The following is a 21,742-nucleotide window of genomic DNA, read 5'->3' on the forward strand; positions in this document are numbered from 1 at the left end:
GGCCGCGCCCGAGCGTCTCCGGGCGCGGCGGGGGCCGGTTCGCCGTCCGGAAACGCGTTGAAACCACAGGTCGGAGCCGGCCTGCGGCCCCGCGAAAAGCGAAACGGCTCTACGGCGCGCCGACCACCAGCCCGCCGGGACCGAACAGCCACCAGGCGAGCGCGGCCAGCGTCACCAGAACCAGCACCTTGCCCACCCGGTCTGACACGACCGGCCGGCCGGCGAAATGGGACACGATGTACCACAGCGCAGCCACGCAGAGCGCCGCCAGCAGGGCGAAGAACAGCATGCGTGCCATCGGACCCATCCATCGTCACTTGGCCTTCTCGTCTCCCGGCAGCACGTAGTCCGTGCCTTCCCACGGCGACAGGAAGTCGAAGTCGCGGTACTCCTGGCGCAGCTCGACCGGCTCGTAGATGACGCGGCGGGCGTCGACGTCGTAGCGCACCTCGACGAAGCCGGTCAGCGGGAAATCCTTGCGCAGCGGATGCCCCTCGAAGCCGTAGTCGGTGAGCAGGCGGCGCAGGTCCGGGTGACCGGTGAACAGCACGCCGTACATGTCGTAGACCTCGCGCTCGAACCAGTCGGCGCCGGGGAAGACCTCGACGGCCGAGGGCACCGGCGTGTCCTCGTCGGTCGCCACCTTGACGCGCACGCGCTGGTTCTGGCGCGGCGACAGCAGGTGATAGACGACGTCGAAGCGCTTCTCGCGCGCCGGATAGTCGGCGCCGCAGATGTCGACCAGGCAGACGAACTGGCACTGCACGTCGGTCTTGAGGAAGTTGAGCACGGCGATGACGTCGCCCGGCTCGGCGATCAGCGTCAGCTCGTCGAAGGCGACCAGCGCGTCCTGCACCTGGGCGTCGAGCCGTTCCTTGGCGTAGGCCGCCAGATCCTTGAGGGCTTCGCTCATGGCGCCTTCCTAGCGTTCGATCGTGCCGGTGCGGCGGATCTTCTTCTGCAGAAGCAGGATGCCGTACAGAAGCGCCTCGGCGGTCGGCGGACAGCCCGGCACGTAGATGTCGACCGGCACGATGCGGTCGCAGCCGCGCACCACCGAATAGGAATAGTGGTAGTAGCCACCGCCATTGGCGCACGAGCCCATCGAGATGACGTAGCGCGGTTCCGGCATCTGGTCGTAGACCTTGCGCAGGGCCGGCGCCATCTTGTTGGTCAGCGTGCCGGCGACGATCATCACGTCGGACTGGCGCGGCGAGGCGCGCGGCGCGATGCCGAAGCGCTCGGCGTCATAGCGCGGCATGGAGACGTGCATCATCTCGACCGCGCAGCACGCCAGGCCGAACGTCATCCACATCAGCGAGCCGGTGCGCGCCCAGGTGATGAGCGCCTCCGACGAGGTGACCAGAAAGCCCTTGTCGGAGAGTTCGGCGTTGACGCCGGCATAGAACGGGTCGTCGCTGCCGACCGGCTTGCCCGTGTTGGGATCGATGATGCCCTTGGGCTGCGGCGCCACCAGGCTGCCGTCGTTCAATCCCATTCCAGAGCTCCCTTCTTCCATTCGTAGATGAAGCCCACCGTCAGCACGCCCAGGAACACCATCATCGACCAGAAGCCGACCCAGCCGATCTCGCCGAACGACACCGCCCAGGGAAACAGGAACGCCACCTCGAGATCGAAGATGATGAACAGGATGGCGACCAGGTAGAAGCGCACGTCGAACTTCATGCGCGCGTCGTCGAAGGCGTTGAAGCCGCACTCGTAGGCCGACAGCTTCTCCGGATCGGGATCCTTGTAGGCGATGATGAAGGGCGCGACGATCAGCGCCGCGCACAGGCCGAGGGCCACGCCGATGAAGATCACGATAGGCAGGTACGCGCTCAGAAGTCCGTCCATGTTCCGACTTTCCGGTCGGCACCCGCGCACGCGCTCAGCGCCCCGGGCGCTTGGGCGGGCGCTTGCCTCGTCAGACCGGCAGTGCGGTGCGGCAGGGCCCGTGTTGCATCGCGGCGACGGTTAGCGCAGGGCGGTGGGGGACGCAAGCGAAACCTTGGCCTTTCGCGCCGCCGGCGGGCGTGCCGTGCGCGCCTGCGCATGCCGTGCCGCGAGGCCTAATCTAGGGTTCCCTTGGCGCCGATCAATCGTTGCCGCAGGTCACCACGTGGCGGCAGGCTGCGGCCTGCCGACGCATTGCGGGTGGCCGCGCGGCGCGCCTGCCGCTAGGCATGGAAAGCGCGGCCGGCCGGGCCGCCAGGAGGAGGCGCCGCCCGCATGACCGAAACGCTCTCGCCCGCCATGGCCCGCCGCATCGCGCTCGCCGCGCAGGGCTTCGCCGACCGCAGGCCGCGCACCGCGGTCGCCCGCCGCCACCTGATGAGCGCCATCGGCCGCACCGGGCTTCTGCAGATCGATTCGGTCAACGTGGTGTCGCGCGCCCACTACCTGCCGCTGTTCTCGCGGCTCGGCCCCTACCCGACCGCGCTGCTCGACCGCGCGGCGCAGCGCCGGCCGCGGGCGCTGTTCGAATACTGGGCGCACGAGGCCTCGCTGCTGCCGGTCGCGCTGCAGCCGCTGATGCGCTGGCGCATGGCGCGCGCGGCGGACGGCCACGGCATCTATGCCGGGCTCGCCCGGTTCGGCCGCGAGCGGCGCGGCTTCGTCGCCGAGGTGCTGGCGCGCGTCGCCGCGGAGGGTCCGCTCGCCGCCTCCGACATCGAGACGGCGCCCGGGCGCAGCGGCTGGTGGGAATGGGGCGAGGCCAAGCGGGCGCTGGAATGGCTGTTCTGGGCCGGCAAGGTGACGACGCATGCGCGCCGCGCCAGCTTCGAGCGGGTCTACGACCTGCCCGAACGGGTGCTGCCCGAAGCGGTGCTGGGCGCGCCCACCCCGTCGGCGGACGACGCGCAGCGCGCGCTGGTCGAGATCGCCGCGCGCGCCCACGGCGTGGCGACGGCGAGCGACCTGCGCGACTATTTCCGGCTGGCGCCGGCCGAGACCCGCGCCCGCATCGCCGAGCTGGTCGAGGACGGCGTTCTGGTGCCGGTCGCCGTCGGCGGCTGGCAGCACCCGGCCTATCTGCACCGCGCGGCGCGGCTGCCGCGGCGCATCGCCCGCAACGCGCTGCTCGCACCCTTCGACCCGGTGGTGTGGGAGCGCAACCGCTGCGAGCGGCTGTTCGGCTTCCGCTACCGGCTGGAGATCTACACGCCGGCCGAGCGCCGGGTGCACGGCTACTACGTCCTGCCCTTCCTGATGGGCGACCGGCTGGTCGCCCGGGTCGACCTCAAGGCCGACCGGCAGGCCGGCACGCTGCGCGTGCGCGCCGCGCATGGCGAGGCGACCGCACCGGCGGCGACCGCGCCGGCGCTGCGCGCCGAGCTCGCCCGCATGGCCACGTGGCTCGGCCTCGAGCGCGTCGCGGTGGCACCGCACGGCGACCTCGCCGCGGCGCTGGCGGCGGTCCCAGACCCGCTCGACGACGCGGCGGACGACTCGTCTGCCGGTATCGCTTCGTGAAAACATGTCGCGCGATGCGAAACGTTCTTGCCCGTCGCGACGGCCCGACCTATGGTCGCCGCAGCGCAGGAGGACGACGATGCAGGACACCCCCGAAACGGCCGCGACCGAGGACCGCAACCCCTTCCGCCGCGCCTTCGGCCGGGGCCGGCCGCTGGTCGGCACGTGGTCGATGCTCAACTCCTCCAACGTCGTCGAAGGGCTCGGCGAGTGCGGCTTCGACTGGGTGCTGATCGACGGCGAGCACTCGCCGATCACGCTTGCCGACATGATCGCGCATCTGCGCGCGATCGCCGCCTCCGACACCGTGCCGATCGTGCGGCTGCCGTGGAACGACCCGGTGCGCATCAAGCAGGCGCTCGACATCGGCGCCACCACGCTGATGCTGCCCTACGTGCAGAGCACCGGCGAGGCGCAGGCGGCCGTCGCCGCCATGCGCTATCCGCCCGAGGGCGTGCGCGGCGTGGCCGCCATGCACCGGGCGAGCCGCTTCGGCGCCGACAAGACCTATCTGGCGCGCGCCAATGCGGGCGTGGCGCTGATCGTGCAGATCGAGACGGAGGCCGCGCTCGGCCAGGTCGAGGCGATCGCCGCCACGCCGGGCGTCGACGCGGTGTTCTTCGGCCCCGGCGACCTGGCCGCCACCATGGGCCATCTCGGCCGCCCGGCCGCCGAGCCGGTGGTCGCCGCGATCCGCGACGCGCGCGCCCGCCTGCGCGGCAGCGGCGTGCGCACCGGCGTGCTGGCGCCCTCGCCCGAGCTCGCCGAAGCCTTCATCCGCGACGGCTTCGACTTCGTCTCTGTGGCCAACGACGCGGCGCTGCTGTTTTCCGGCGCAGCGGCGGCGGCCGCCCGCTTCCGCACCGTCGCCGAGGGGGTGGCGCCGCGCTGAGCGGCGCCGTCTCACAGCGCGCAGACCGCCTGCACGGCGCGCGCGATCGGGCTCGCCGGCTCGAGATACTGGTCCATGATGTTGAAGTGGTGGTAGCCGGGCAGGACGTGCACCTCGGGGTCCTGGCCGTGCCGCCGCAGATGGGCCGAGTAGCGGAAGCTCTGGTCGACCCAGGCCCACGGCTCGCGGCCGCCGGCGAAGACGTAGTTCAGCGCCTCGGTCTGCGGCGGCAGTCGCTCGGTGTCGTTGGCGCGCACCGTCTCCTCGCTCAGCGACAGCTCGGCATTGACCGAGATCAGCCGCGCCGGCGCCGGGTCGAAGATGCCGGAGATCATCACCGTGCCCTTGACGAGATCGCCCGGCAGGCCGCGCGCCCGCCAGTCGGTGGCGAGCGCGATCGAGCACAGATGCGCGCCGGCCGAGTTGCCCGACAGCGAGATGCGCTGCGGGTCGCCGCCATAGGCGGCGATGTGGCCGTGGCACCAGGCCACCGCCTCGCGCGCCGACGCGCTGACGGCGTCGAGCGTGACGGCCGGACACAGGTCGTAGTTGACGACCACCAGCGTGATGCCGCGCGGCACCAGGTCGCGCGCGATGAAGGCGAAGTTCGCCTTGTCCTGCGTGCGCCAGTAGCCGCCGTGGAAGAACATGTGCACCGGCGCGCCCTCGCCGGCGGGAAAGATGTCGACCTTGTGCAAGGCGCCCGGTCCGTAGGCGACGTCGAGATGCGCCGTCATCGTCTCCCGGCAGACCCGGCTGACGGCCGAGCGGTGCACCTGGAAGCTCTGGAAGTCGGCGACCGAATGCTGCGGGTTGAACTGGTACTCCAGCTCGTCCGCGCTGAGCTCTGTCCAGTGCATGGCGCTCACCCGGCGAAGGTCGGTTCGGGCAGCCCTCGCACGCCCAGGTCGGTGATGGCGAACAGCGCGCCGGCGAGCGGCTGGTCGGCCTCCTCGCCCGGCTTGAGGAAGCGCCGCGCGGTGACGACGTAGAGCGTGTCGAGGTTCTCGCCGCCGAACGAGCACATCGTGGGATGGCGCACCGGCAGGGCGACGCGGCGGTCGAGCTTGCCGTCGGGCGAGAAGCGGCACACCGAGCCGTCGTGGATCATGGCGCACCAGTAGTAGCCTTCGGTGTCGACGGTCGCGCCGTCGACGCGGCCCGGCATGTCGTCGGTGCGGAAGAAGACGCGGCGGTTTGCCGCCGTGCCCGTCTCGATGTCGTAGTCGTAGGCGTAGACGACCAGCGCGCGCGTGTCGGCGAAGTACATGGTGCGGTCGTCGGGCGACCAGGCGAGGCCGTTCGACACGAAGATGCCGTCGTCGATGCGGTGCGTCGTCCAGTCCGCATCGAGCCGCCACAGCACGCCGGCGCCCGGCTTGAACTCGCGATGCATGGTGCCGACGAAGTAGCGGCCGCGGCGGTCGCACTTGCCGTCGTTGAAGATGATGCCCTCCTCGGGCTGCGGATTGACCACCGGCGTGACGGAGACCGGGTCGAGCGAGACGCGGCAGAAGCCCGATTCCAGCCCGGCCACGATGCCGCCGCTGCGGTCGAAGACCAGCGAGCCGATCACCTCCGGCATCGGCCACGAATCGACCCGGCCCGTCGCCGGGTCGAGCCGGCGGATGTGGGAGCCGAAAGCATCGACCCAGTAGAGCCGGTTTTCGGCCGTGTTCCAGATGACCCCCTCGCCCAGCACGTCCTCGGTGCGGGCGGCGCACTCGATCTTCATCGCCTTGTCTCCCTCGCCAGGGCCGTTCTGCTTGTCTGGGACGCGCAGACCGGCTCCAAGTTATCGTTTCGACGCGTTTGCCAACGGCGAACCGGTTTCCGCTTCGCCTGAAAACGCCTCAATCTCTCGACTGCAGGCCGCGGCCGATCAGGATGACGGCGAGCGAGGAGACGATCAGGGCGAGGCCCGGGAAGATCGCCGTCCAGCTCGCGAACAGCACGTAGTCCTTGCTCTCCTGCAGGCTGGCGCCCCAGTCGGGCGTCGGCGGCTGCACACCGAGGCCGAGGAAGCCGAGCGCGGCCTGGATCTGCAGCGCCAGCGGAAACAGGATGATGTACTGGGTGAGGATCGCCGGCACCACGTTGGGCAGAAGGTGACGGAACACCACCCGCCCGTCGCCGAGCCCGAGCACCTGGGCCGCCTCGACATAGGGCCTGGCGCACTCGACCATGGCGGCCGAGCGCGCCGCGCGGAAGAACAGCGGCAGATAGACGACGGCCAGCGCCAGCACCAGGTTGGCGACGTTGGAGCCGAGGATGCCGGTGATCATGACGCCGAGGAAGATCGGCGGGAACGACAGGATGACGGCGATGAACTGGCCCGACACCAGGTCGGTCAGGCCGCGCAGATAGCCGGCGACCATGCCGCTCAGCCCGCCGATCAGCGCCGACAGGGCGAGCGAGCCGCCGACGATGCCGAGCGTGACGCGGGCGCCGTGCACGACGCGCGAGAAGATGTCGCGGCCGACATGGTCGGTGCCGAACCAGAAGGCGGCCGAGGGCGGCTGCAGCGCGCGGCCCATGTCGATCGCCACCGGCGAGCGCGGCGCGAACAGGCCGGGAAACAGCGCCACCACCGCGATGCACAGCGCCAGCACGCTGCCGATGGCGAGCGCGGGATTGCGCCGCAGGCGGATGAGTGCGGCGCTCATGTGCGCAGCCTCGGGTCGATGGCGCGATAGGCGACGTCGACCAGCAGATTGATGAGGATCGCCGAGATCAGCACCATGACCAGCGCGCCCTGCACGACGGGGAAGTCGCGCGCGTAGAGCGCGTTGACGAGCAGGCGGCCGAGCCCGGGCAGGCCGAACAGCGATTCGATGACGACGACGCCGCCGAGGATCTGGATGAAGATCAGCCCCATGAAGGTGATGAGCGGCACCAGGATGTTGCGCAGCACGTGGCGGCGCAGGATGGCGGCCGACGGCACGCCGCGCGCACGCAGCGCGCGCACGTAGTCCTGCCGCATCGCCTCGATGACGTGCTGGCGGACGAACTGGGCATAGGCGGCGATCTGCAGGAAGGCGAGGCTGAGCATCGGCAAAAGGAGGATGACGAGGTTCTGCCCGAGCGCGCGCAGCGGGCCCATGTAGATGGTCGGCGGCGACCAGTGCAGGAAGGTCGAGGCGCCGAACAGCAGCATCAGCGCGAGCCAGAACACCGGCGTGGCGAGGAACAGCACGTTGAAGGCCTGGATCGCGGTGTCGAGGGCGCCGCCGGCCCGGTAGCCGGCGACGAGGCCGAGCGGCACGCCGACCAGCGACGACAGGACCAGCACCAGGAAGGCGAGCTGGAACGACACCGCGAAGGCGTTGAGGACCAGCGTCGCCACCGGGCTGCCCTGGCGCCAGGAGGTGCCGAAGTCGCCGGTGACGACGCGGCCGAGCCAGTCGAGGTACTGCACGTGGACGGGCTGGTCGAGGCCGAAGAAGCGCCGCAGCGCCGCCTCGCCCTCGCTGCTGCCCATCTGGCCCATCATGGTCTCCACGATGTCGCCCGGCACCGCGCGCACCATGGCGAAGACGACGATGCTGGCCAGCAGCATCGTCACCAGCGCGGCGGCCGAGCGCCATAGCAGAAAACGGGCCATCGCCTGCGCCTACCGGTCGAGCCAGGTCTTGACGAGGCCGAAGTGCCAGCCGATCGGATGCATGGCGTGGTTCTTCACCGCATCCGACACCACCACGATGTGGTCGGCGCCGAACATCATCACCGTCGGCGCGCTCTCCGACAGCAGCTTCTGGAACTCGGCGTAGATCGCCTTGCGCTCCTCGAACGCCTTGGCCTGGCGGCCCGCGTCGAGCAGCCGGCTCGCCTCGGCGTTGTCCCAGTTGCGGAAGTCGGCACCCTCCGGCCGCTGGTGGAAGTGGCGGTAGTAGAGGATGTTGGGGTCCGGCGGCGTGCCCCAGTCGTTGAGCGTGAACCCCATCTGCCGGGCACGGAAGTTCTGCAGCCAGGTGCCGAGGTCGAGGCGCTGGATCTGCGCGCGCACGCCGCCCTGGGCGAGCTGCTGGACGAGCGCCAGCGCGGCCGGCTCCATCCAGTCGTAGCCGATGATGGTGCGCAGCTCGAGGTCGATGCCGTCGGGATGGCCGGCCTCGGCGAGCAGCGCCTTGGCCTGCTCGACGTCGACCTTCTGGGTCGCCAGCTCGTCGAGCGGCACGCCCCAGCGCTCCTGCATGCCCGGCACCATGGTGCCGAGCACCTGGCCGTAGCCGGAGATCGCCGCCTGCATGACGGCCTCCTTGTCGACCAGCAGCGCGATCGCCTTGCGCACGCGCTCGTCCGACAGCGGCCCGTAGGTGCTGTCGAGATCGAGGCTCTTCTGGTTGAGCGAGCGCGAGCGCTGGACGGTGAGGTTGCCGACCCCCTCGAGTTGCTCGGCGTCCTGCGGGCGCACCAGCACGGCCATGTCGACGCGGCCGTTGCGCACCGCCACCAGCATGCCGGCGCTGTTGGGGATGAAGTTGACGACGATCTCGTCGAGATAGGGCAGCTCCGGCTGCCAGTAGTCGGGGTTGCGCTCGAGCCGCATGTAGCTGTTCTGCACGAACTCGGCGAGCTTGAACGGACCGGTGCCGACGCTCTGCCGGTTGAGCGCGGCGCGCGCGCCCTCGCCGGCGAACCAGTCGCGCGGGATGACCGAGGCGTTGCGGTGGGTGAGCGTGATGAGGAAGGCCGAGTTCGGTTTCGACAGGGTGACGCGCACGGTGCGCGGGTCGACCGCCTCCACGCCGGCCACGTCGGCGAAGTCGAGCGCGCCGATGGTGCCGTTCTCCGGGTCGCGCATGTAGTCGAGGCTGTACTTCACGTCGGCCGCCTCGAGCGGCTGGCCGGTGTGGAAGGTGACGCCCTCGCGCAGCCGGAAGGTGTAGACGGTGACGTCGTCGCTGACCTCCCAGCTCTCGGCGAGCAGCGGGTGCGGGTTGCCGTCGTGGTCGGCGTAGACCAGCGTCTGGTACATCAGCGGCGCGACGAAGTTCACCGCCTCGCCGGCCTGGTGGTAGATGTCGAAGGACGGCGGCTCGATCAGCGAGCCGACGGTCAGCGTGCCGCCGCGCTTGGCGGCCGGATCGCCGGCGCCATAGAGCATGGCGTCGTCGGCCCGGGCGCCGGTGGCCATCAGCGGCACGCCGAACAGCGACAGCAGCGGCACGGCGGCCGCGCCCTGGAGCAGGCGTCTGCGGTCGATCGTCAGGTTGTCTTTCATTGCGGTTCTCCTTCCCTGGCAAAATTCGCGATGCAGTCGCGGATCACGGCATCCGGCGCGAAGTCCGGCACGAAGCCGGCGTCGCCGGCGATGCGCGCGGCCGAGACGAGCGGAAACACGGTGGCCTCGGGCGCCGGTGTGGCGCGGATCGGCATCGCCGGGCACAGGTCGCGGGCGACGCGGGCGATGGCGCCGATGTCGGTCGGCCCGGCATTGACGTGGTAGAGCGGCGCCAGCGGCCGCGTCGTCTCGGCCAGCACGCAAAAGGCGCGCGCGGCATCGGCGACGTGCACGATGTCGAAGCGGTGGCTGCCCCAGGCGATCTCCTGCGGGCCCGTGCGGCCGGCCGCGCAGGCCGCGAACAGCGCCTTCAGCGGGTCGAGCAGGCCGCGATAGGGGTGGTCGGGGCCGAGCACCAGCGTCGGACGCACGGCGCACACCTCGAGGCCGCACCGGGCGTGGGCGAAGGCGCCGATCTGCTCGGCGAGGCTCTTGGTCAGGCCGTAGACGCTGTCGGGATGGTGCGGCGCGTCCTCGTCGAGCGGCTGCGGACCGTGCCGCGCGGCGGGTCCGAGCACCGTGGTCGAGCTCGCCCAGACGAGCCGCGGCACGCCGGCATGGCGGCAGCCGGCGATCAGGTGGCGCAGGCCGTCGACATTGACCGCGAAGGCGGCCGCCGCGTCGCGCTCGGCCGAGACGCCGGGACCGCTGCCGCCGCCGGTGTGGGCGGCCAGGGAGACGACCACCTCGGGCGCGGCCGCCCGCACCGCCGCGGCCACCGCATCGGCATCGGCCAGCGAGCCGCGGCGGTAGTCGGCCAGTTCCGCCGGCGCGCCGGGCGCGACGTCGAGGCCGTGCACCTGCCAGCCCGCCGCGGCGAAGGCGCGCACCACGTGGCGGCCGATGAAGCCGCCGGTGCCGACAACCAGGACGCGCCGCGCGCTCATCGGCGCGCCCCGCCGGCGTCGAGCGACAGGTCGGTGCGGATGCAGGCCGTGCCGTGGCCCGGCGCCACCGGCCGGTGGCGCATGTCGGCGGTGCGGCATTCCGGCAGCGCATGGGGACAGCGCGGATGAAAGACGCAGCCGCTCGGCGGCGCCATCGGGTTGGGCGGCTCGCCCTCGAGCACGATCGGCGTGCCGGCCGCGGCGCCGGGATGGCGCGGCACCGAGCGGAGCAGCGCCTCGGTGTAGGGATGCGCCGGGGCGGAGAAGACGCGCCGCGTCGGCCCGATCTCCACCACGTGGCCGAGATACAGCACCATGACGCGGTCGGAGATGTCCTTCACCACGCGCAGGTCGTGGCTGATGAACAGCATGGCGAGCTCGTGCGCGCCCTGCAGCGTCTTCAGCAGGTCGATGATCTCGGCCTGCACCGAGACGTCGAGCGCGGAGGTCGGCTCGTCGGCTACCACGACGCTCGGCTCGACCGCCAGCGCCCGGGCGATCGCCACGCGCTGGCGCTGGCCGCCCGACAGCGCCGCCGGCAGCCGCTCGGCGATTTCCGGGCGCAGGCCCACGCCGTCGAGCGCGCGGGCGACGCGCTCGCGCAGGTCGCCGCGCGCCAGGCCGTGCAGGCGGATGCCCTCGGCGATCGCCTCGCCGATGCGGATGCGCGGGTTGAGGCTGCCATAGGGGTCCTGGAAGATGAGCTGCATGCGGCGGCGCAGCGGCCTGAGCTCGGCGCGGCCGAGCGCGGTGATGTCGCGGCCCTCGAACCAGATCGTGCCGGCGGTCGGCCGGGTGACGCGGATCGCGGCGCGGCCGAGCGTCGACTTGCCGGAGCCCGATTCGCCGACCAGCGCGACCACCTCGCCGCGCTGCAGCGAGAAGCTGACGTCGTTGACCGCATGCAGCAGCGCCTGGCGGCCCAGGCCGCGGCGCTGGGGAAAGCTGACGCCGACCCCCTCGAGCCGCATGATCGCGTCGTCGCCGGCCGCGCTCACGACGCCTCCTCCCAGAACAGGCAGCGCGCCTGCCAGCCGGGCGCGGTGTCGATCAGCGGCACCTCGTTCTCGCATTGCGGCCGCGCGATCGGGCAGCGGCTGCGGAAGCGGCAGCCGGTGAAGCCGGCGCCGATGCGCGGCACGGTGCCCGGCTTGGCGCGGCGGAAGCCGGGGCCGTCGTCGGCCGCGGCGTCGAGGCGCGGCAGGCAGGCGAGCAGCGCGGCCGTGTAGGGGTGGCGCGGCGCCGTCAGGATGTCGCCGGCCAGCCCGCTCTCGACGATCTGGCCGGCATACATGACGATGACGCGGCGGGCGACCTCGGCCACCACGCCGAGGTCGTGGGTGACCAGCACGATGGAGACGCCGCGCTCGTGCTGCAGGCGCTCGAGCAGGCGCAGGATCTGCGCCTGGATGGTGACGTCGAGCGCGGTGGTCGGCTCGTCGGCGATCAGCAGCCGCGGCTCGCCGGCCAGCGCGAGCGCGATCATGACGCGCTGGCGCATGCCGCCGGAAAGCTGGTGCGGATAGGCGTGCACCCGGCGCTCGGGCGCGGCGATGCCGACCTGGGTGACGAGCTCGACCGCGCGCCGCCAGGCGGCGGCCGCGCCGAGGCCGTGGTGCAGGCTGACGGTCTCGGCGATCTGCGCGCCGACCGTCATCAGCGGGTCGAGCGTGGCGCTGGCATCCTGGAAGACCATGGCGATCTCGGCGCCGCGGATGTCCTGCCAGCGGCGCGCGTCGGCGCTGCGCAGGTCGTGCTCGCGGCCGTCGGCCGCGCGGTAGACGACGCTGCCCTCGATCGCCGTGTCGCGGCCGTCGACGAGGCCCATCACCGACAGCATGGTCACCGACTTGCCGGAGCCCGATTCCCCGACGACGGCGAGGGTCTCGCCGCTGCCGACCTCGAAGGAGACGCCGTCGACGGCGCGCGTCTCGCTGCCGCCGGCGCCGAACGCGACGCGCAGGTCGCGCACCTCGAGCAGCGGCCGCCCGGCGGCGGGCCCGGCTGTCGCGGTGGTGTCTGCGCGCGTGCGCGGTCCGTTCAAATCGCTCCTCCCCGGTGCGACGACGCCCTCGGCATGGCGCCGCGGGGAGACCTCCGTTACAGTCGCGGGCGACCGCGACCGCCTCCCCGGCGTCATGGCGCGACGCTACAAAAGCGGCGTCGCGGAAACAAGCGGAATTTCACCATTCGGCTGCTTGTTTCGTATCTTGAAACAAATCGGACAGTCTGCTTCGCTGATGCGGGGCCGGCGAGCGGCCGGCGGAGGGACACGCAATGGCAGCGCACGGAAGAGCCGAACGCATCGCGGTGGCGCGCGTGGAAACCGCGTTGCACCGCGCGCCGGTGGCGGTGCCGGTGCGCACCTCCTTCGGCGTGATGCACGACCGGCCGGCGCTGTTCGTGCGCCTCACCGACACCGACGGCGCCACCGGCTACGGCGAGATCTGGTGCAACTTTCCGAGCGTCGGCGCCGAGCACCGGCGCAACCTCGCCGAGCAGGTGGTGGGGCCGCTTCTTCTCGCGGCCGGGCCGCAGGCGCCGGGCGGCTGCTTCGCGCGGCTGATGGAGCGGCTCGCCGTGCTCGCCATCCAGAGCGGCGAGTGGGGGCCGCTGCGCCATGTCGCGGCCGGCCTCGACGCCGCCCTGCACGACCTGGCGGCGCGCCGCGCCGGGCTGCCGCTGTTCCGCCTTCTCGCCCCCGAGGCCGCGCCCGAAATCGCCGCCTATGCCAGCGGCATCGGCCCGGAAGACCCCGCGCGGGCGGCCGCCGGGGCGCAGGCGGCCGGCCACACCGCCTTCAAGCTCAAGGTCGGCTTCGGCCGCGACACCGACCGCGCCGCGCTGCGGGCGATCCGCGCGGCGATCGGGCCGCGGGCCCGGCTGATGGCCGACGCCAACCAGGGCTGGGAGCCGGCCGAGGCGCGGCGGCTGATCGCCGACTATGCCGGCTTCGATCTCGCCTGGGTGGAGGAGCCGATCCGCGCCGACCGGCCGCTCGCCGAATGGGCGGCGCTCGCCGGCGCGGTGCCGGTGCCGCTCGCCGCCGGCGAGAACGTCAGCACCGAAGCGGATTTCGACGCGCTGATCGAATGCCGCGCCGTCGGCTATCTGCAGCCCGACGTGGCCAAGTGGGGCGGCGTGTCGGGCTGCCTGGCGGTCGCTCGGCGCGCGGCGGCGGCCGGCCTCGTCTACTGTCCGCACTTCCTCGGCGGCGGGCTCGGCCTGCTCGCCTCAGCGCACGTGCTGGCGGCGGCCGGCGGCGACGGCCTGCTGGAGATCGACAGCAACCCCAACCCGCTGCGCGAGAGCCTCGCCGGACCGCTTCTCGCCGTCGACCGGGGGCGCGTGCGGCTCGCCGAGACGCCGGGCATCGGCATCGAGCCGGATCACCTGTTCGCCTGACGCCGGGGCGGCTGGGTCCGACCGGCGTCAACTTATCTTCTTGACGCGTTTCCGGACGGCGAACCGGTTCCCACTTCGCCTGGAAACGCGTCAATCCTGCGGCGGCACGAAGGGCGCGGGGTCGAGGAAGCGGTCGACGGCGTTGCGCGTCAGCCGCGCCACGTCGTTGTCGGGTCGCGGATCGCCGAGCGAGCCGGCCCAGGCGACCGAGCCGGTCGACAGCACCGCGCCGCCGGCCGCCGTCTCGAAGAAGACGAGGTCGGCACGCAGCAGCGGGCTCAGCCGGCCCACCACAGTCGGCCGGTTGACCAGCACCTCCTCGTTGGCGAGCAGATAGCTGTCGTCCATGGCGCCGGCGCTGGCGAGCGTCAGCGCATGCTCGGGCGTGCCGAGCGCGCCGTCGGCGCGGTCGATCTCGATGCCGGCAGCACCGCCGCCCGACAGGCCGAAGTCGCCGAGCGGCGTGTCCGCGGCCGGCGGCGCACCGCCGAACAGGAAGGCGGCGCGCGGATCGGCCGCCGCCGCGGCGACCCGGTAGGGGTGGCAGCGCAGGAAGCCCTGCCCGGTGTAGCCGACGCCGACCGTCGCCTGCGGCGGCCGGCCGTTGCGCCGCCACAGCCCGCCATAGGCGCCGTCGAAGGCGTGGTAGTACTCGCCGGGCTCCGACGCCCAGCTTCGGTTGCCGTCCTCCGCGCGGCGCAGCTCGATGGTCTCGGGATGGCCGGCATGCACCGCCACGCGCCAGTAGAAGCCGTTGCCGCCGAGATAGATCAGCCGCCCGCCGCCGTCGAGGAAGCCGTCGACCGCGTCGAGGCTGGCGGCGGTGTGGTATTCGGGATGCGAGCCGGTCAGCACGCAGCGGTAGGGCGCGAGCGCCGCCGCGCCCTCGGCGTCGATCGTGTCGTCGCTGACGATCTCGCAGGCGAGCCCCTCGCGGTCGAGCCAGGTCAGGATCAACAGGTCGGCGGAGAAGTTCCACAGGCCGCTGCCGAGCGCGCCCTGCCAGGCGCGCTGCGTGTGGCGCAGGGTCAGGCACGGCCGGCGCCGGCTCGCATAGGCGACGCCGCTGCCGTCGGCATGCGTGTCGTAGAGCGACAGGCCGTATTCGGGATGCGCGGCGAGCGCCACGTCGCCCGCCGTCAGCGCCAGCAGCCGGCCGGCCAGCACCTCCGGATTGGCACCGTGCAGCAGGCAGCGGTCGTTGGCATAGGCGAGATAGGTGAAGGTCGGCGCCAGGAAGGCGAGCGCGGCCCGTTCGCCGCGACGCTTCGCCTCGACGAAGACCGGCAGCGTGTCGCGGCCGGCCGGCCCGGCGACCTCGATCAGGTAGAGGCCGCTTTCCAGGTCGTCCGGCAGCGCCAGATGGCCGGCCGCCGGCCAGCCGGCATCGGCCAGGTCGTCCTGGTGGAAATGCACGGCGGCATAGTCGCGCGGCGCATGCACCCAGCTCTGCTCGCGGCCCGACCAGCGCACGCCCTTGACCGCGCGCATCGGCAGGTTGACGAGACGCCCGTCATGGCCGCCGGCGACGTCGGCCGCGCGTGCGGTGTCGATGTGGCGCGCAAAGTCCCAGGCCGCGATGGCGCCCGGGCCGGCCTCGCCGCTGGCGGCGAAGGCGTCGAGCCGGGCGAAGGCGGCCGCCGGATCGCCGGCGCCGACGAGCAGCATCGGCGCCTCGATGCGCCCGTTGAAGGTCGGCAGGCCGTCCGCCCCGCCGTCCGCCGCCAGCGTCAGCCGGCCGGCGGCGGCGAAGGAGGGGGCGGCCGTCTCGAGCGCGGCGGCATGGGTGCGGCGGCCGGCCAGCGTGGCGAGCGCGACGCCGCCCGCTGGATCGACGGCCAGCGCCAGCCGGCTCCAGTGGCCGACGGGCAGCGCGTGCGACAGAACGAGGCGCAGCGGCGTCTCCGCGCCGGCGCCGAGCGCCAGCACCAGCCGGCCGTCCGCCGCCAGCGACAGGGCGAGGCGCGCGGCGCCGCAGTCGAGCGCGCACAGCCCGTTGCCGCGCGGGTCGAGCGCGGTCGGCCGCACCAGCATGGCGAGCGTGAAGCCGCCGGCGGGCAGCGTGCCGGCCGGCAGCGCGGCCTCGAAGCGCGAGCCGAGCGCGATCGTCTGCGGCGCCACGTCGACGGCGAACGGCGGCAGCGCGACGGGATCGGCGACGAGCTCGAGAGCGCCGTCGCGCGGCTCCAGCCGGCGGAAGCGGTGCAGCCGCACGTCGGCCCGGCAGGCGGCGTCGGCCGACAGGTGCAGCGCCACCCGCTCGCCGGGCCGGGCGGTCCAGCGGTCGGTGTAGCCGGTGATGCCGAAGTCCGGCGCCAGGCTCACGCCGCGCCCTCCCCGGCCGCGCCGCGCGCGGCCAGCCGCAGCAGGAAGACGCGCCGCTCGGCCGCCGCCAGGTCGTCGAAGCGCTCGTCGAGCAGCACGACCGGCCGGCCGCGCCCGCCGAGCCTGGCAAGACGCCAGCGCCGGCCCGGCACCTCCTCGACCAGCACGTGCTTGCCCTCGGCCGGCGCGCTGCGCAGCGTGTAGAGCAGGCGCTGCAGGTTGGGGCTGTGCTCGCCGAGCGGGTCGGCGAGGAACCCCTCGGCGAGCGCCCGCGTCGCCGGGTCGAGGCCCGACAGATCGTCCGCCATGGCCGCCATCAGTGGTCGATGCGGGCGCGGTGCACGCGCTCGAAATGCTCGTGGTAGTGATGCGGCTCGATCTGCACGTCGAGCAGCGCCGGCACGCCGCTGCGGTTGGCCTCCAGCGCCTCGTTCAGCGCGCCGTCGATCTGCTCCGGCCGCTCCACCCGGAGGCCGAGGCAGGACTGCGCCCGGGCGATCTCGGAAAAGTCGCTGTTGACCTCGAAGCCGGTCGCCACGAACGGCTTCTGGCCGAGCAGCTGGTTGTACTGCACCCAGCCGAAGGCGTGGTTGTTGAGCACCACCCAGGTGACGCCGCATTTGAGCTCCGCCGCCGTCGCCAGCTCGGCCAGCGACATCTGCATGGCGCCGTCGCCGGTGAAGCAGACGATCTTCTTGTCGGGCCGCGCGATCTTGGCGCCGATGGCGCCGATGACGCCCATGCTCATCGCCGTCTGCTCGCCCATCGGCACGCAGTCGTCGACGTCGAGCACGCGGTAGTGCGGCCAGTAGTAGCACCACAGGTCGGCACCGCCGTTCTCCTTCATCAGGATGGTGTCGCGGCCGAAGATGCGGTTGACCGCCGCCAGCACGCGCGGCACGCGGATCGGCGTCGCGTCGTCCTGCGCCCCGGCCTCGTATTTCGGCCGGTAGTCTTCCTTGAGCCGGGCGAGCTTGTCCAGCCGGCCGGCGCGCGCGGTCGCGTCGACCGGCGGCAGCGCGGCGGACAGGTCGTCGAGCGCCAGCGCCGCATCGCCGACCAGCGCGATGTCGGGCCGCATGTTCATGCCGATCGTCTCGGGGTCAATGTCGATCTGCACGAAGCGCGCGTCCTTCGGCCAGAACTGCCAGGAGTTGGTCGAGAAGGCCTCGAGCCGCGAGCCGACCGAGACGACCAGATCGGCCTCGTCGAACCAGCGCTTGCCGGCCTCGGTGAAGTAGAGCCCGGTCTGGCCCATCGCATAGGGGCCGTCCTCGGGATAGATGCCGCGCCCGCCGGGCGTCGTCATCACCGCCATGCCGACGGCGTCGGCGAGCCGCGCGACCGCCGGCCCGGCGCCGGAGAACACCGCGCCCGAGCCGCACCACAGGAGCGGCTGGCGCGCCGCCGCCAGCGCCTCGGCCGCCGCGGCGACCGATTGCGCGGCCGGCCGCGCCAGGTGGCGGCGATAGCCGGCGCGATAGGCCGGCATCTCGACCGTCTCGTCGGCCAGGTCGGACGGGATCTCGATGAACACGCCGCCCGGCCGGCCGTTCATGGCGATGGCGAAGGCGCGCTCCATCACCCACGGGATGCGGCGCGGATCGGTGACGCGCGTCGCCCATTTGGTGACCGGCCGCATCAGCGACACCGCGTCGAGCTCCTGGAAGGCGCCCATGCCCTCCTGGCCCTGCACGACGCCGTTGACGATGGCGATCACCGGCAGTGAGCCGGAGGTCGCCTCCAGCATGCCCGTCACGAGGGTGGTGATGCCGGGGCCGGGGTTGGAGAAGACGATGCCCGGCCGGCGCTTGAGCCGGGCATAGGCATAGGCGCAGGAGACGGCCGACTTCTCGTCGCGCACCAGGACGAACTCGACGGGCGTGTGCTCGGTGAGGTCGTAGACCAGGTGCTTCGGGTTGCCCGGCAGGCCGAACACGTGGTCCACCCCCTCGGCCGCCAGCGCTTCGGCGACCGCCCGCCAGATCGTCTTCTGCTGCATGTCGTTTTCCCTTACTTGGCGCGTGAGCCCGTGTGCGCGGAGAGCATGCCGCGCCCGGGGATGGAATCGATGAGGAGCTGCGTGTAGTCGTGGCGCGGCTCGAACAGCACCTGCTCGGAGGTGCCCATCTCGACGATGCGGCCGCGCTGCATCACCGCCACGCAGTCGCACACCTGGGCCGCCACCCGCAGGTCGTGGGTGATGAACAGCAGCCCGATGCCGAGCCGGTGCTGGATGTCGGAGAACAGCTTGAGCACGCGCGCCTGGATCGACACGTCGAGGGCGGAGACCGGCTCGTCGGCGACGATCAGGTCGGGCTCGAGCGCCAGCGCGCGGGCGATGCCGATGCGCTGGCGCTGGCCGCCGGAAAAGGCGTTCGGATAGCGGTCGGCGACGGCGGGATCGAGCGCCACCAGGTCGAGCAGCTCCTCGACGCGGCGGCGCGCCTCGCGGCGGCCGGTGCCGTGGGCGAGCAGTCCCTGGGCGACGATCTCGAACACCGTGCGGCGCGGGTTGAGCGAGGCGAAGGGATCTTGGAACACCATCTGCACGCGGCGGCGCAGCGGCGCCAGCTCGCGATGGCCGAGCTCGAGAAGGTTGCGCTCGACGCCGGCCAGCCGCACCTCGCCGCTGTCGGCCGTCAGGAGGCGCACGATGATGCGCGCCAGCGTCGACTTGCCGGAGCCCGATTCGCCGACGATGCCGAGCGTCTCGCCGCGCGCCAGGCTGAGCGTCGCGTCGGTGACGGCCGGCACCTCGCGGCGCGGGCCGAAGAAGCCGGAGCGCGAGGCGTAGACCTTGGTCACCCGGTCGGCCGAAAGCAGCGTCTCGGCGCCGGCCGGCTTGGTCGACGGGTTGGGCTCGAGCCGCGGCACGGCGGCCAGCAGCGTGCGGGTGTAGTCGTGCTGCGGGTTGCCGAGCACCTCGGAGACCAGACCGCGCTCGACGATCCGCCCGTGCTGCATGACGGCGACCTCGTCGCCGATCTCGGCGACGACGCCGAAGTCGTGCGTGATCAGCACGATCGCCATGTCGCGCTCGGCCTGCGCCGTCTTGAGCAGCGCCAGGATCTGCTTCTGCGTGGTGACGTCGAGCGCCGTCGTCGGCTCGTCGGCGATCAGCAGGTCGGGGTCGAGCGCCAGCGCCATGGCGATCATCACGCGCTGGCGCTGGCCGCCCGACAGGCGGAACGGATAGGCGTGGCGCAGCAGCTCGGGCTCCGGCAGGCCCATCTGCTCGAGCAGCGCGACGATGCGCGCGTCGTGCGGCCCCGGCACGCCGTGGAAGCGGAACACCTCCTCGATCTGCTTGCCCACCTTCATCACCGGGTTGAGCGCGGCCATCGGCTCCTGGAACACCATGCCGATGCGGCTGCCGCGGATGCGCCGGTGGCGGGCGGCCGGCATGCCGACGAGATTCTCGCCGCCGTAGCGGATCATGCCGTCGACCTTGAGCGGCCGCGGCACCAGCCCCATGATCGCATGCGCGGTCATCGACTTGCCGGAGCCCGATTCGCCGACGACGCACAGCACCCGGCCGCGATGCACCGACAGGTCGATGGCGTCGACGGCGCGCGCCCGGTCGCCGCCGAACGGCAGGCCGATGGTCAGCCCCTCGATCGAGACCAGCGGTTGGGTCGTGGTGATCGCGTTCATCGCTCGAGCCCGATGCGTCCCTTGAGGTGCGGGTTGAGCGCGTCGTTGAGCCCCTCGCCGACCAGGTTGATGGCCAGCACCGTCAGCACGATGGCAAGGCCGGGAAAGACCGACAGCCACCAGGCCTGGCGAAAGACGGTGCGCGCGGCGCCGATCATGTAGCCCCAGGAGATGCGGTTGGGGTCGCCGAGGCCGAGGAAGCTCAGCGCCGATTCGGTGAGGATCGCGGTGGCGATCATCAGCGAGCCCATCACGATGAGCGGCGACACCGCGTTGGGCAGCACCTCGGCCAGCATGATGCGGCCGCGCGACACGCCCGACAGCACCGCCGCCTCGACGAACTCGCGGCTGCGCAGGCTCATGAACTCCGAGCGCGCCAGGCGGGCGATCGGCGGCCAGGTGACGACGGCGATGGCGACGACGATCGAGGTCAGCCCGGGGGTCAGGATGGCGACGAGCAGGATGGCGAAGATGAAGCTCGGGATCGTCTGGAAGAACTCCACCACGCGCACCAGGACGTCGTCGACCCAGCCGCCGAAGAAGCCGGCGAGCGCGCCGATGCTGACGCCGATCACCACCGCGACGACGGTCGACAGGACGCCGATCCACAGCGAGATGCGGGCGCCGTGGATGATGCCGGCGAGCACGTCGCGGCCGAGCATGTCGGTGCCGAGCACGAAGTCGGAGCCCGGCGGCAGCAGCGGCCGGCCCTGCGTCGCCCACGGGTCGGTTGGCGACAGCACCGGCGCGGCCAGCGCGACGAAGACGATCGCCGCCAGGATGACGAGGCCGAGAAGCGCACCGCGGTTCTCGGCGAAACGCTTGAGGAACGACATCAGGCGCGGCTCCCGATGCGCGGATCGGCGACCCGCAGCAATATGTCCGTGACCATGTTGAAGAAGACGACCATCAGCGCCGACAAGAGGAAGACGCCGAGCAGGAGATTGTAGTCGCGCTGGAACAGCGCGTCGAAGGCGAGCCGGCCGATGCCCGGCCAGGCGAACACCGTTTCCACCACGATGGCGCCGCCGACCAGGTGACCGGCCTGCAGGCCGGCGAAGGTGATGATCGGCAGCAGCGCGGTGCGCAGGATGTGCGCGGTGGCCACGCGCCACTCCGGCAGGCCCTTGGCCCGCGCCGTCTTGACGTAGTCGAGCGTGGCGGTCTCCAGCATGGAGGCGCGCGTCAGGCGGACATAGACGGCGACGTAGAACAGGCCGAGCGTGACGGCCGGCAGGATCAGGTGGCGCAGGATGTCGAGCGTGCGCGCCAGCGTGCCTTCCACCGGGATCAGGCTCTGCATGCCGAACGGCGGCAGCCAGCCGAGCTGCACGGAGAACACCAGGATCAGGAGCAGGCCGACCCAGAAGATCGGCGTGGCGTAGAAGAACAGCGCCACGACCATCAGCGCGCTGTCGTAGACGGTGCGCGCCTTCATGGCGGCGATCGCACCGAGCAGCGGGCCGAAGACCAGCGCGAAGAGATAGGCCGAGCCGGTCAGCAGCAGCGTCGCCGGCAGCCGCTCGAACAGCATGTCCACGACGGCACGCTGGTTGCGGTAGCTCTGGCCGAGATCGAGCGTCAGCACGTTCTTGAGATAGATCCCGAGCTGGACGAGGAGCGGACGGTCGAGGCCGAAGTCGCTGCGGATCTGCGCCAGGAAGCGCTCGTCCGCAGCGCCGGCCTCGCCGGCCATCACGATGGCGGGGTCACCGGGCGCCAGCCGGATCAGCAGGAAGTTGAGGATGGTGATGGCGAGCACCACCACCAGCGCCTTGACGAGCCATCCCACCAGGAATCCGAGCTGGCGCATCGGTC

The 21,742-nt window shown here is 72.1% G+C and carries 21 protein-coding genes; 3 read left to right on the forward strand and 18 right to left on the reverse strand.

Features of this window, described 5'->3' with window-relative positions; genetic code table 11:
• Nucleotides 1-109: 109 nt before the first annotated feature.
• Genes N1F89_RS01295 through N1F89_RS01310 form a run of 4 tightly spaced genes read right to left on the reverse strand, consistent with a single transcriptional unit; the run spans nucleotide 110 to nucleotide 1,854 of the window.
• Nucleotides 110-298: a hypothetical protein gene (locus tag N1F89_RS01295; protein ID WP_290080723.1), complete on the reverse strand. Its 189-nt coding sequence runs from the start codon at nucleotides 296-298 to the stop codon at nucleotides 110-112.
• A 15-nt stretch (nucleotides 299-313) separates the two neighbouring features.
• Complete coding sequence (locus N1F89_RS01300) at nucleotides 314-913, reverse strand: NADH-quinone oxidoreductase subunit C (RefSeq protein WP_290080725.1); 600 nt, start codon at nucleotides 911-913, stop codon at nucleotides 314-316.
• A gap of 9 nt (nucleotides 914-922) precedes the next feature.
• Nucleotides 923-1,498, reverse strand: coding sequence for an NADH-quinone oxidoreductase subunit B (locus tag N1F89_RS01305; protein WP_290080726.1), 576 nt, complete (start codon nucleotides 1,496-1,498; stop codon nucleotides 923-925).
• On the reverse strand, nucleotides 1,489-1,854 hold the full coding sequence (locus tag N1F89_RS01310; RefSeq protein WP_290080729.1) for an NADH-quinone oxidoreductase subunit A: 366 nt from the start codon (nucleotides 1,852-1,854) through the stop codon (nucleotides 1,489-1,491). The genes N1F89_RS01305 and N1F89_RS01310 overlap by 10 nt, the downstream gene beginning before the upstream one ends.
• Nucleotides 1,855-2,229: 375 nt before the next feature.
• On the opposite strand from N1F89_RS01310, the gene N1F89_RS01315 reads away from it, so the two are divergent.
• Nucleotides 2,230-3,474, forward strand: a complete 1,245-nt coding sequence (locus N1F89_RS01315) for a winged helix-turn-helix domain-containing protein (RefSeq protein WP_290080730.1) — start codon at nucleotides 2,230-2,232, stop codon at nucleotides 3,472-3,474.
• Between the two features lie 79 nt (nucleotides 3,475-3,553).
• Complete coding sequence (locus N1F89_RS01320; protein WP_290080732.1) at nucleotides 3,554-4,366, forward strand: aldolase/citrate lyase family protein; 813 nt, start codon at nucleotides 3,554-3,556, stop codon at nucleotides 4,364-4,366.
• A gap of 11 nt (nucleotides 4,367-4,377) precedes the next feature.
• Here the strand turns inward: N1F89_RS01320 and N1F89_RS01325 are convergent, their stop codons facing one another.
• The 8 genes from N1F89_RS01325 to N1F89_RS01360 all read right to left on the reverse strand — a co-directional run bounded on the left by N1F89_RS01325 (nucleotide 4,378) and on the right by N1F89_RS01360 (nucleotide 12,581).
• Entirely contained in the window at nucleotides 4,378-5,226 is an 849-nt protein-coding gene (locus tag N1F89_RS01325; RefSeq protein ID WP_290080734.1) for an alpha/beta hydrolase, read from the reverse strand.
• A gap of 5 nt (nucleotides 5,227-5,231) precedes the next feature.
• Nucleotides 5,232-6,101: an SMP-30/gluconolactonase/LRE family protein gene (locus N1F89_RS01330; protein ID WP_290080737.1), complete on the reverse strand. Its 870-nt coding sequence runs from the start codon at nucleotides 6,099-6,101 to the stop codon at nucleotides 5,232-5,234.
• Between the two features lie 118 nt (nucleotides 6,102-6,219).
• Nucleotides 6,220-7,032, reverse strand: coding sequence for an ABC transporter permease (locus N1F89_RS01335; protein ID WP_290080739.1), 813 nt, complete (start codon nucleotides 7,030-7,032; stop codon nucleotides 6,220-6,222).
• Entirely contained in the window at nucleotides 7,029-7,970 is a 942-nt protein-coding gene (locus N1F89_RS01340) for an ABC transporter permease (RefSeq protein WP_290080740.1), read from the reverse strand. Before N1F89_RS01340 ends, N1F89_RS01335 begins: the two co-directional genes overlap by 4 nt.
• A 9-nt stretch (nucleotides 7,971-7,979) precedes the next feature.
• On the reverse strand, nucleotides 7,980-9,590 hold the full coding sequence (locus tag N1F89_RS01345) for an ABC transporter substrate-binding protein (protein ID WP_290080741.1): 1,611 nt from the start codon (nucleotides 9,588-9,590) through the stop codon (nucleotides 7,980-7,982).
• Entirely contained in the window at nucleotides 9,587-10,537 is a 951-nt protein-coding gene (locus tag N1F89_RS01350) for an NAD(P)-dependent oxidoreductase (protein ID WP_290080743.1), read from the reverse strand. Before N1F89_RS01350 ends, N1F89_RS01345 begins: the two co-directional genes overlap by 4 nt.
• On the reverse strand, nucleotides 10,534-11,535 hold the full coding sequence (locus N1F89_RS01355) for an ABC transporter ATP-binding protein (protein ID WP_290080744.1): 1,002 nt from the start codon (nucleotides 11,533-11,535) through the stop codon (nucleotides 10,534-10,536). The genes N1F89_RS01350 and N1F89_RS01355 overlap by 4 nt, the downstream gene beginning before the upstream one ends.
• Nucleotides 11,532-12,581, reverse strand: coding sequence for an ABC transporter ATP-binding protein (locus N1F89_RS01360; protein WP_290080746.1), 1,050 nt, complete (start codon nucleotides 12,579-12,581; stop codon nucleotides 11,532-11,534). The genes N1F89_RS01355 and N1F89_RS01360 overlap by 4 nt, the downstream gene beginning before the upstream one ends.
• Before the next feature lie 233 nt (nucleotides 12,582-12,814).
• Between N1F89_RS01360 and N1F89_RS01365 the strand changes: the two genes are divergently transcribed.
• The gene (locus tag N1F89_RS01365) at nucleotides 12,815-13,942 is read left to right on the forward strand and encodes a mandelate racemase/muconate lactonizing enzyme family protein (RefSeq protein WP_290080747.1); all 1,128 of its coding nucleotides are present in this window, start codon (nucleotides 12,815-12,817) and stop codon (nucleotides 13,940-13,942) included.
• Between the two features lie 90 nt (nucleotides 13,943-14,032).
• Here N1F89_RS01365 and N1F89_RS01370 read toward each other — a convergent pair whose 3' ends face one another.
• Genes N1F89_RS01370 through N1F89_RS01395 form a run of 6 tightly spaced genes read right to left on the reverse strand, consistent with a single transcriptional unit; the run spans nucleotide 14,033 to nucleotide 21,737 of the window.
• Nucleotides 14,033-16,267: a N,N-dimethylformamidase beta subunit family domain-containing protein gene (locus N1F89_RS01370; RefSeq protein WP_290080748.1), complete on the reverse strand. Its 2,235-nt coding sequence runs from the start codon at nucleotides 16,265-16,267 to the stop codon at nucleotides 14,033-14,035.
• Nucleotides 16,264-16,575, reverse strand: a complete 312-nt coding sequence (locus N1F89_RS01375; protein ID WP_290080749.1) for an ABC transporter permease — start codon at nucleotides 16,573-16,575, stop codon at nucleotides 16,264-16,266. The genes N1F89_RS01370 and N1F89_RS01375 overlap by 4 nt, the downstream gene beginning before the upstream one ends.
• Nucleotides 16,576-16,583: 8 nt before the next feature.
• The gene (locus tag N1F89_RS01380; protein ID WP_290080751.1) at nucleotides 16,584-18,269 is read right to left on the reverse strand and encodes a thiamine pyrophosphate-binding protein; all 1,686 of its coding nucleotides are present in this window, start codon (nucleotides 18,267-18,269) and stop codon (nucleotides 16,584-16,586) included.
• An 11-nt stretch (nucleotides 18,270-18,280) separates the two neighbouring features.
• On the reverse strand, nucleotides 18,281-19,924 hold the full coding sequence (locus N1F89_RS01385) for an ABC transporter ATP-binding protein (RefSeq protein WP_290080752.1): 1,644 nt from the start codon (nucleotides 19,922-19,924) through the stop codon (nucleotides 18,281-18,283).
• Nucleotides 19,921-20,760, reverse strand: coding sequence for an ABC transporter permease (locus tag N1F89_RS01390; RefSeq protein ID WP_290080754.1), 840 nt, complete (start codon nucleotides 20,758-20,760; stop codon nucleotides 19,921-19,923). The genes N1F89_RS01385 and N1F89_RS01390 overlap by 4 nt, the downstream gene beginning before the upstream one ends.
• Nucleotides 20,760-21,737, reverse strand: coding sequence for an ABC transporter permease (locus tag N1F89_RS01395; RefSeq protein WP_290080756.1), 978 nt, complete (start codon nucleotides 21,735-21,737; stop codon nucleotides 20,760-20,762). The genes N1F89_RS01390 and N1F89_RS01395 overlap by 1 nt, the downstream gene beginning before the upstream one ends.
• Between the last annotated feature and the right edge of the window lie 5 nt (nucleotides 21,738-21,742).

It is taken from the genome of Aquibium sp. A9E412 (assembly GCF_030398335.1).
GTDB lineage: Bacteria > Pseudomonadota > Alphaproteobacteria > Rhizobiales > Rhizobiaceae > A9E412.

Coding starts and splice junctions, on each gene's coding strand:
- N1F89_RS01295 (WP_290080723.1), bottom strand. CDS start 298: ATGGCACGCATGCTGTTCTTCGCCCTGCTGGCGGCGCTCTGCGTGGCT.
- N1F89_RS01300 (WP_290080725.1), bottom strand. CDS start 913: ATGAGCGAAGCCCTCAAGGATCTGGCGGCCTACGCCAAGGAACGGCTC.
- N1F89_RS01305 (WP_290080726.1), bottom strand. CDS start 1,498: ATGGGATTGAACGACGGCAGCCTGGTGGCGCCGCAGCCCAAGGGCATC.
- N1F89_RS01310 (WP_290080729.1), bottom strand. CDS start 1,854: ATGGACGGACTTCTGAGCGCGTACCTGCCTATCGTGATCTTCATCGGC.
- N1F89_RS01315 (WP_290080730.1), top strand. CDS start 2,230: ATGACCGAAACGCTCTCGCCCGCCATGGCCCGCCGCATCGCGCTCGCC.
- N1F89_RS01320 (WP_290080732.1), top strand. CDS start 3,554: ATGCAGGACACCCCCGAAACGGCCGCGACCGAGGACCGCAACCCCTTC.
- N1F89_RS01325 (WP_290080734.1), bottom strand. CDS start 5,226: ATGCACTGGACAGAGCTCAGCGCGGACGAGCTGGAGTACCAGTTCAAC.
- N1F89_RS01330 (WP_290080737.1), bottom strand. CDS start 6,101: ATGAAGATCGAGTGCGCCGCCCGCACCGAGGACGTGCTGGGCGAGGGG.
- N1F89_RS01335 (WP_290080739.1), bottom strand. CDS start 7,032: ATGAGCGCCGCACTCATCCGCCTGCGGCGCAATCCCGCGCTCGCCATC.
- N1F89_RS01340 (WP_290080740.1), bottom strand. CDS start 7,970: ATGGCCCGTTTTCTGCTATGGCGCTCGGCCGCCGCGCTGGTGACGATG.
- N1F89_RS01345 (WP_290080741.1), bottom strand. CDS start 9,590: ATGAAAGACAACCTGACGATCGACCGCAGACGCCTGCTCCAGGGCGCG.
- N1F89_RS01350 (WP_290080743.1), bottom strand. CDS start 10,537: ATGAGCGCGCGGCGCGTCCTGGTTGTCGGCACCGGCGGCTTCATCGGC.
- N1F89_RS01365 (WP_290080747.1), top strand. CDS start 12,815: ATGGCAGCGCACGGAAGAGCCGAACGCATCGCGGTGGCGCGCGTGGAA.
- N1F89_RS01375 (WP_290080749.1), bottom strand. CDS start 16,575: ATGGCGGACGATCTGTCGGGCCTCGACCCGGCGACGCGGGCGCTCGCC.
- N1F89_RS01380 (WP_290080751.1), bottom strand. CDS start 18,269: ATGCAGCAGAAGACGATCTGGCGGGCGGTCGCCGAAGCGCTGGCGGCC.
- N1F89_RS01385 (WP_290080752.1), bottom strand. CDS start 19,924: ATGAACGCGATCACCACGACCCAACCGCTGGTCTCGATCGAGGGGCTG.
- N1F89_RS01390 (WP_290080754.1), bottom strand. CDS start 20,760: ATGTCGTTCCTCAAGCGTTTCGCCGAGAACCGCGGTGCGCTTCTCGGC.
- N1F89_RS01395 (WP_290080756.1), bottom strand. CDS start 21,737: ATGCGCCAGCTCGGATTCCTGGTGGGATGGCTCGTCAAGGCGCTGGTG.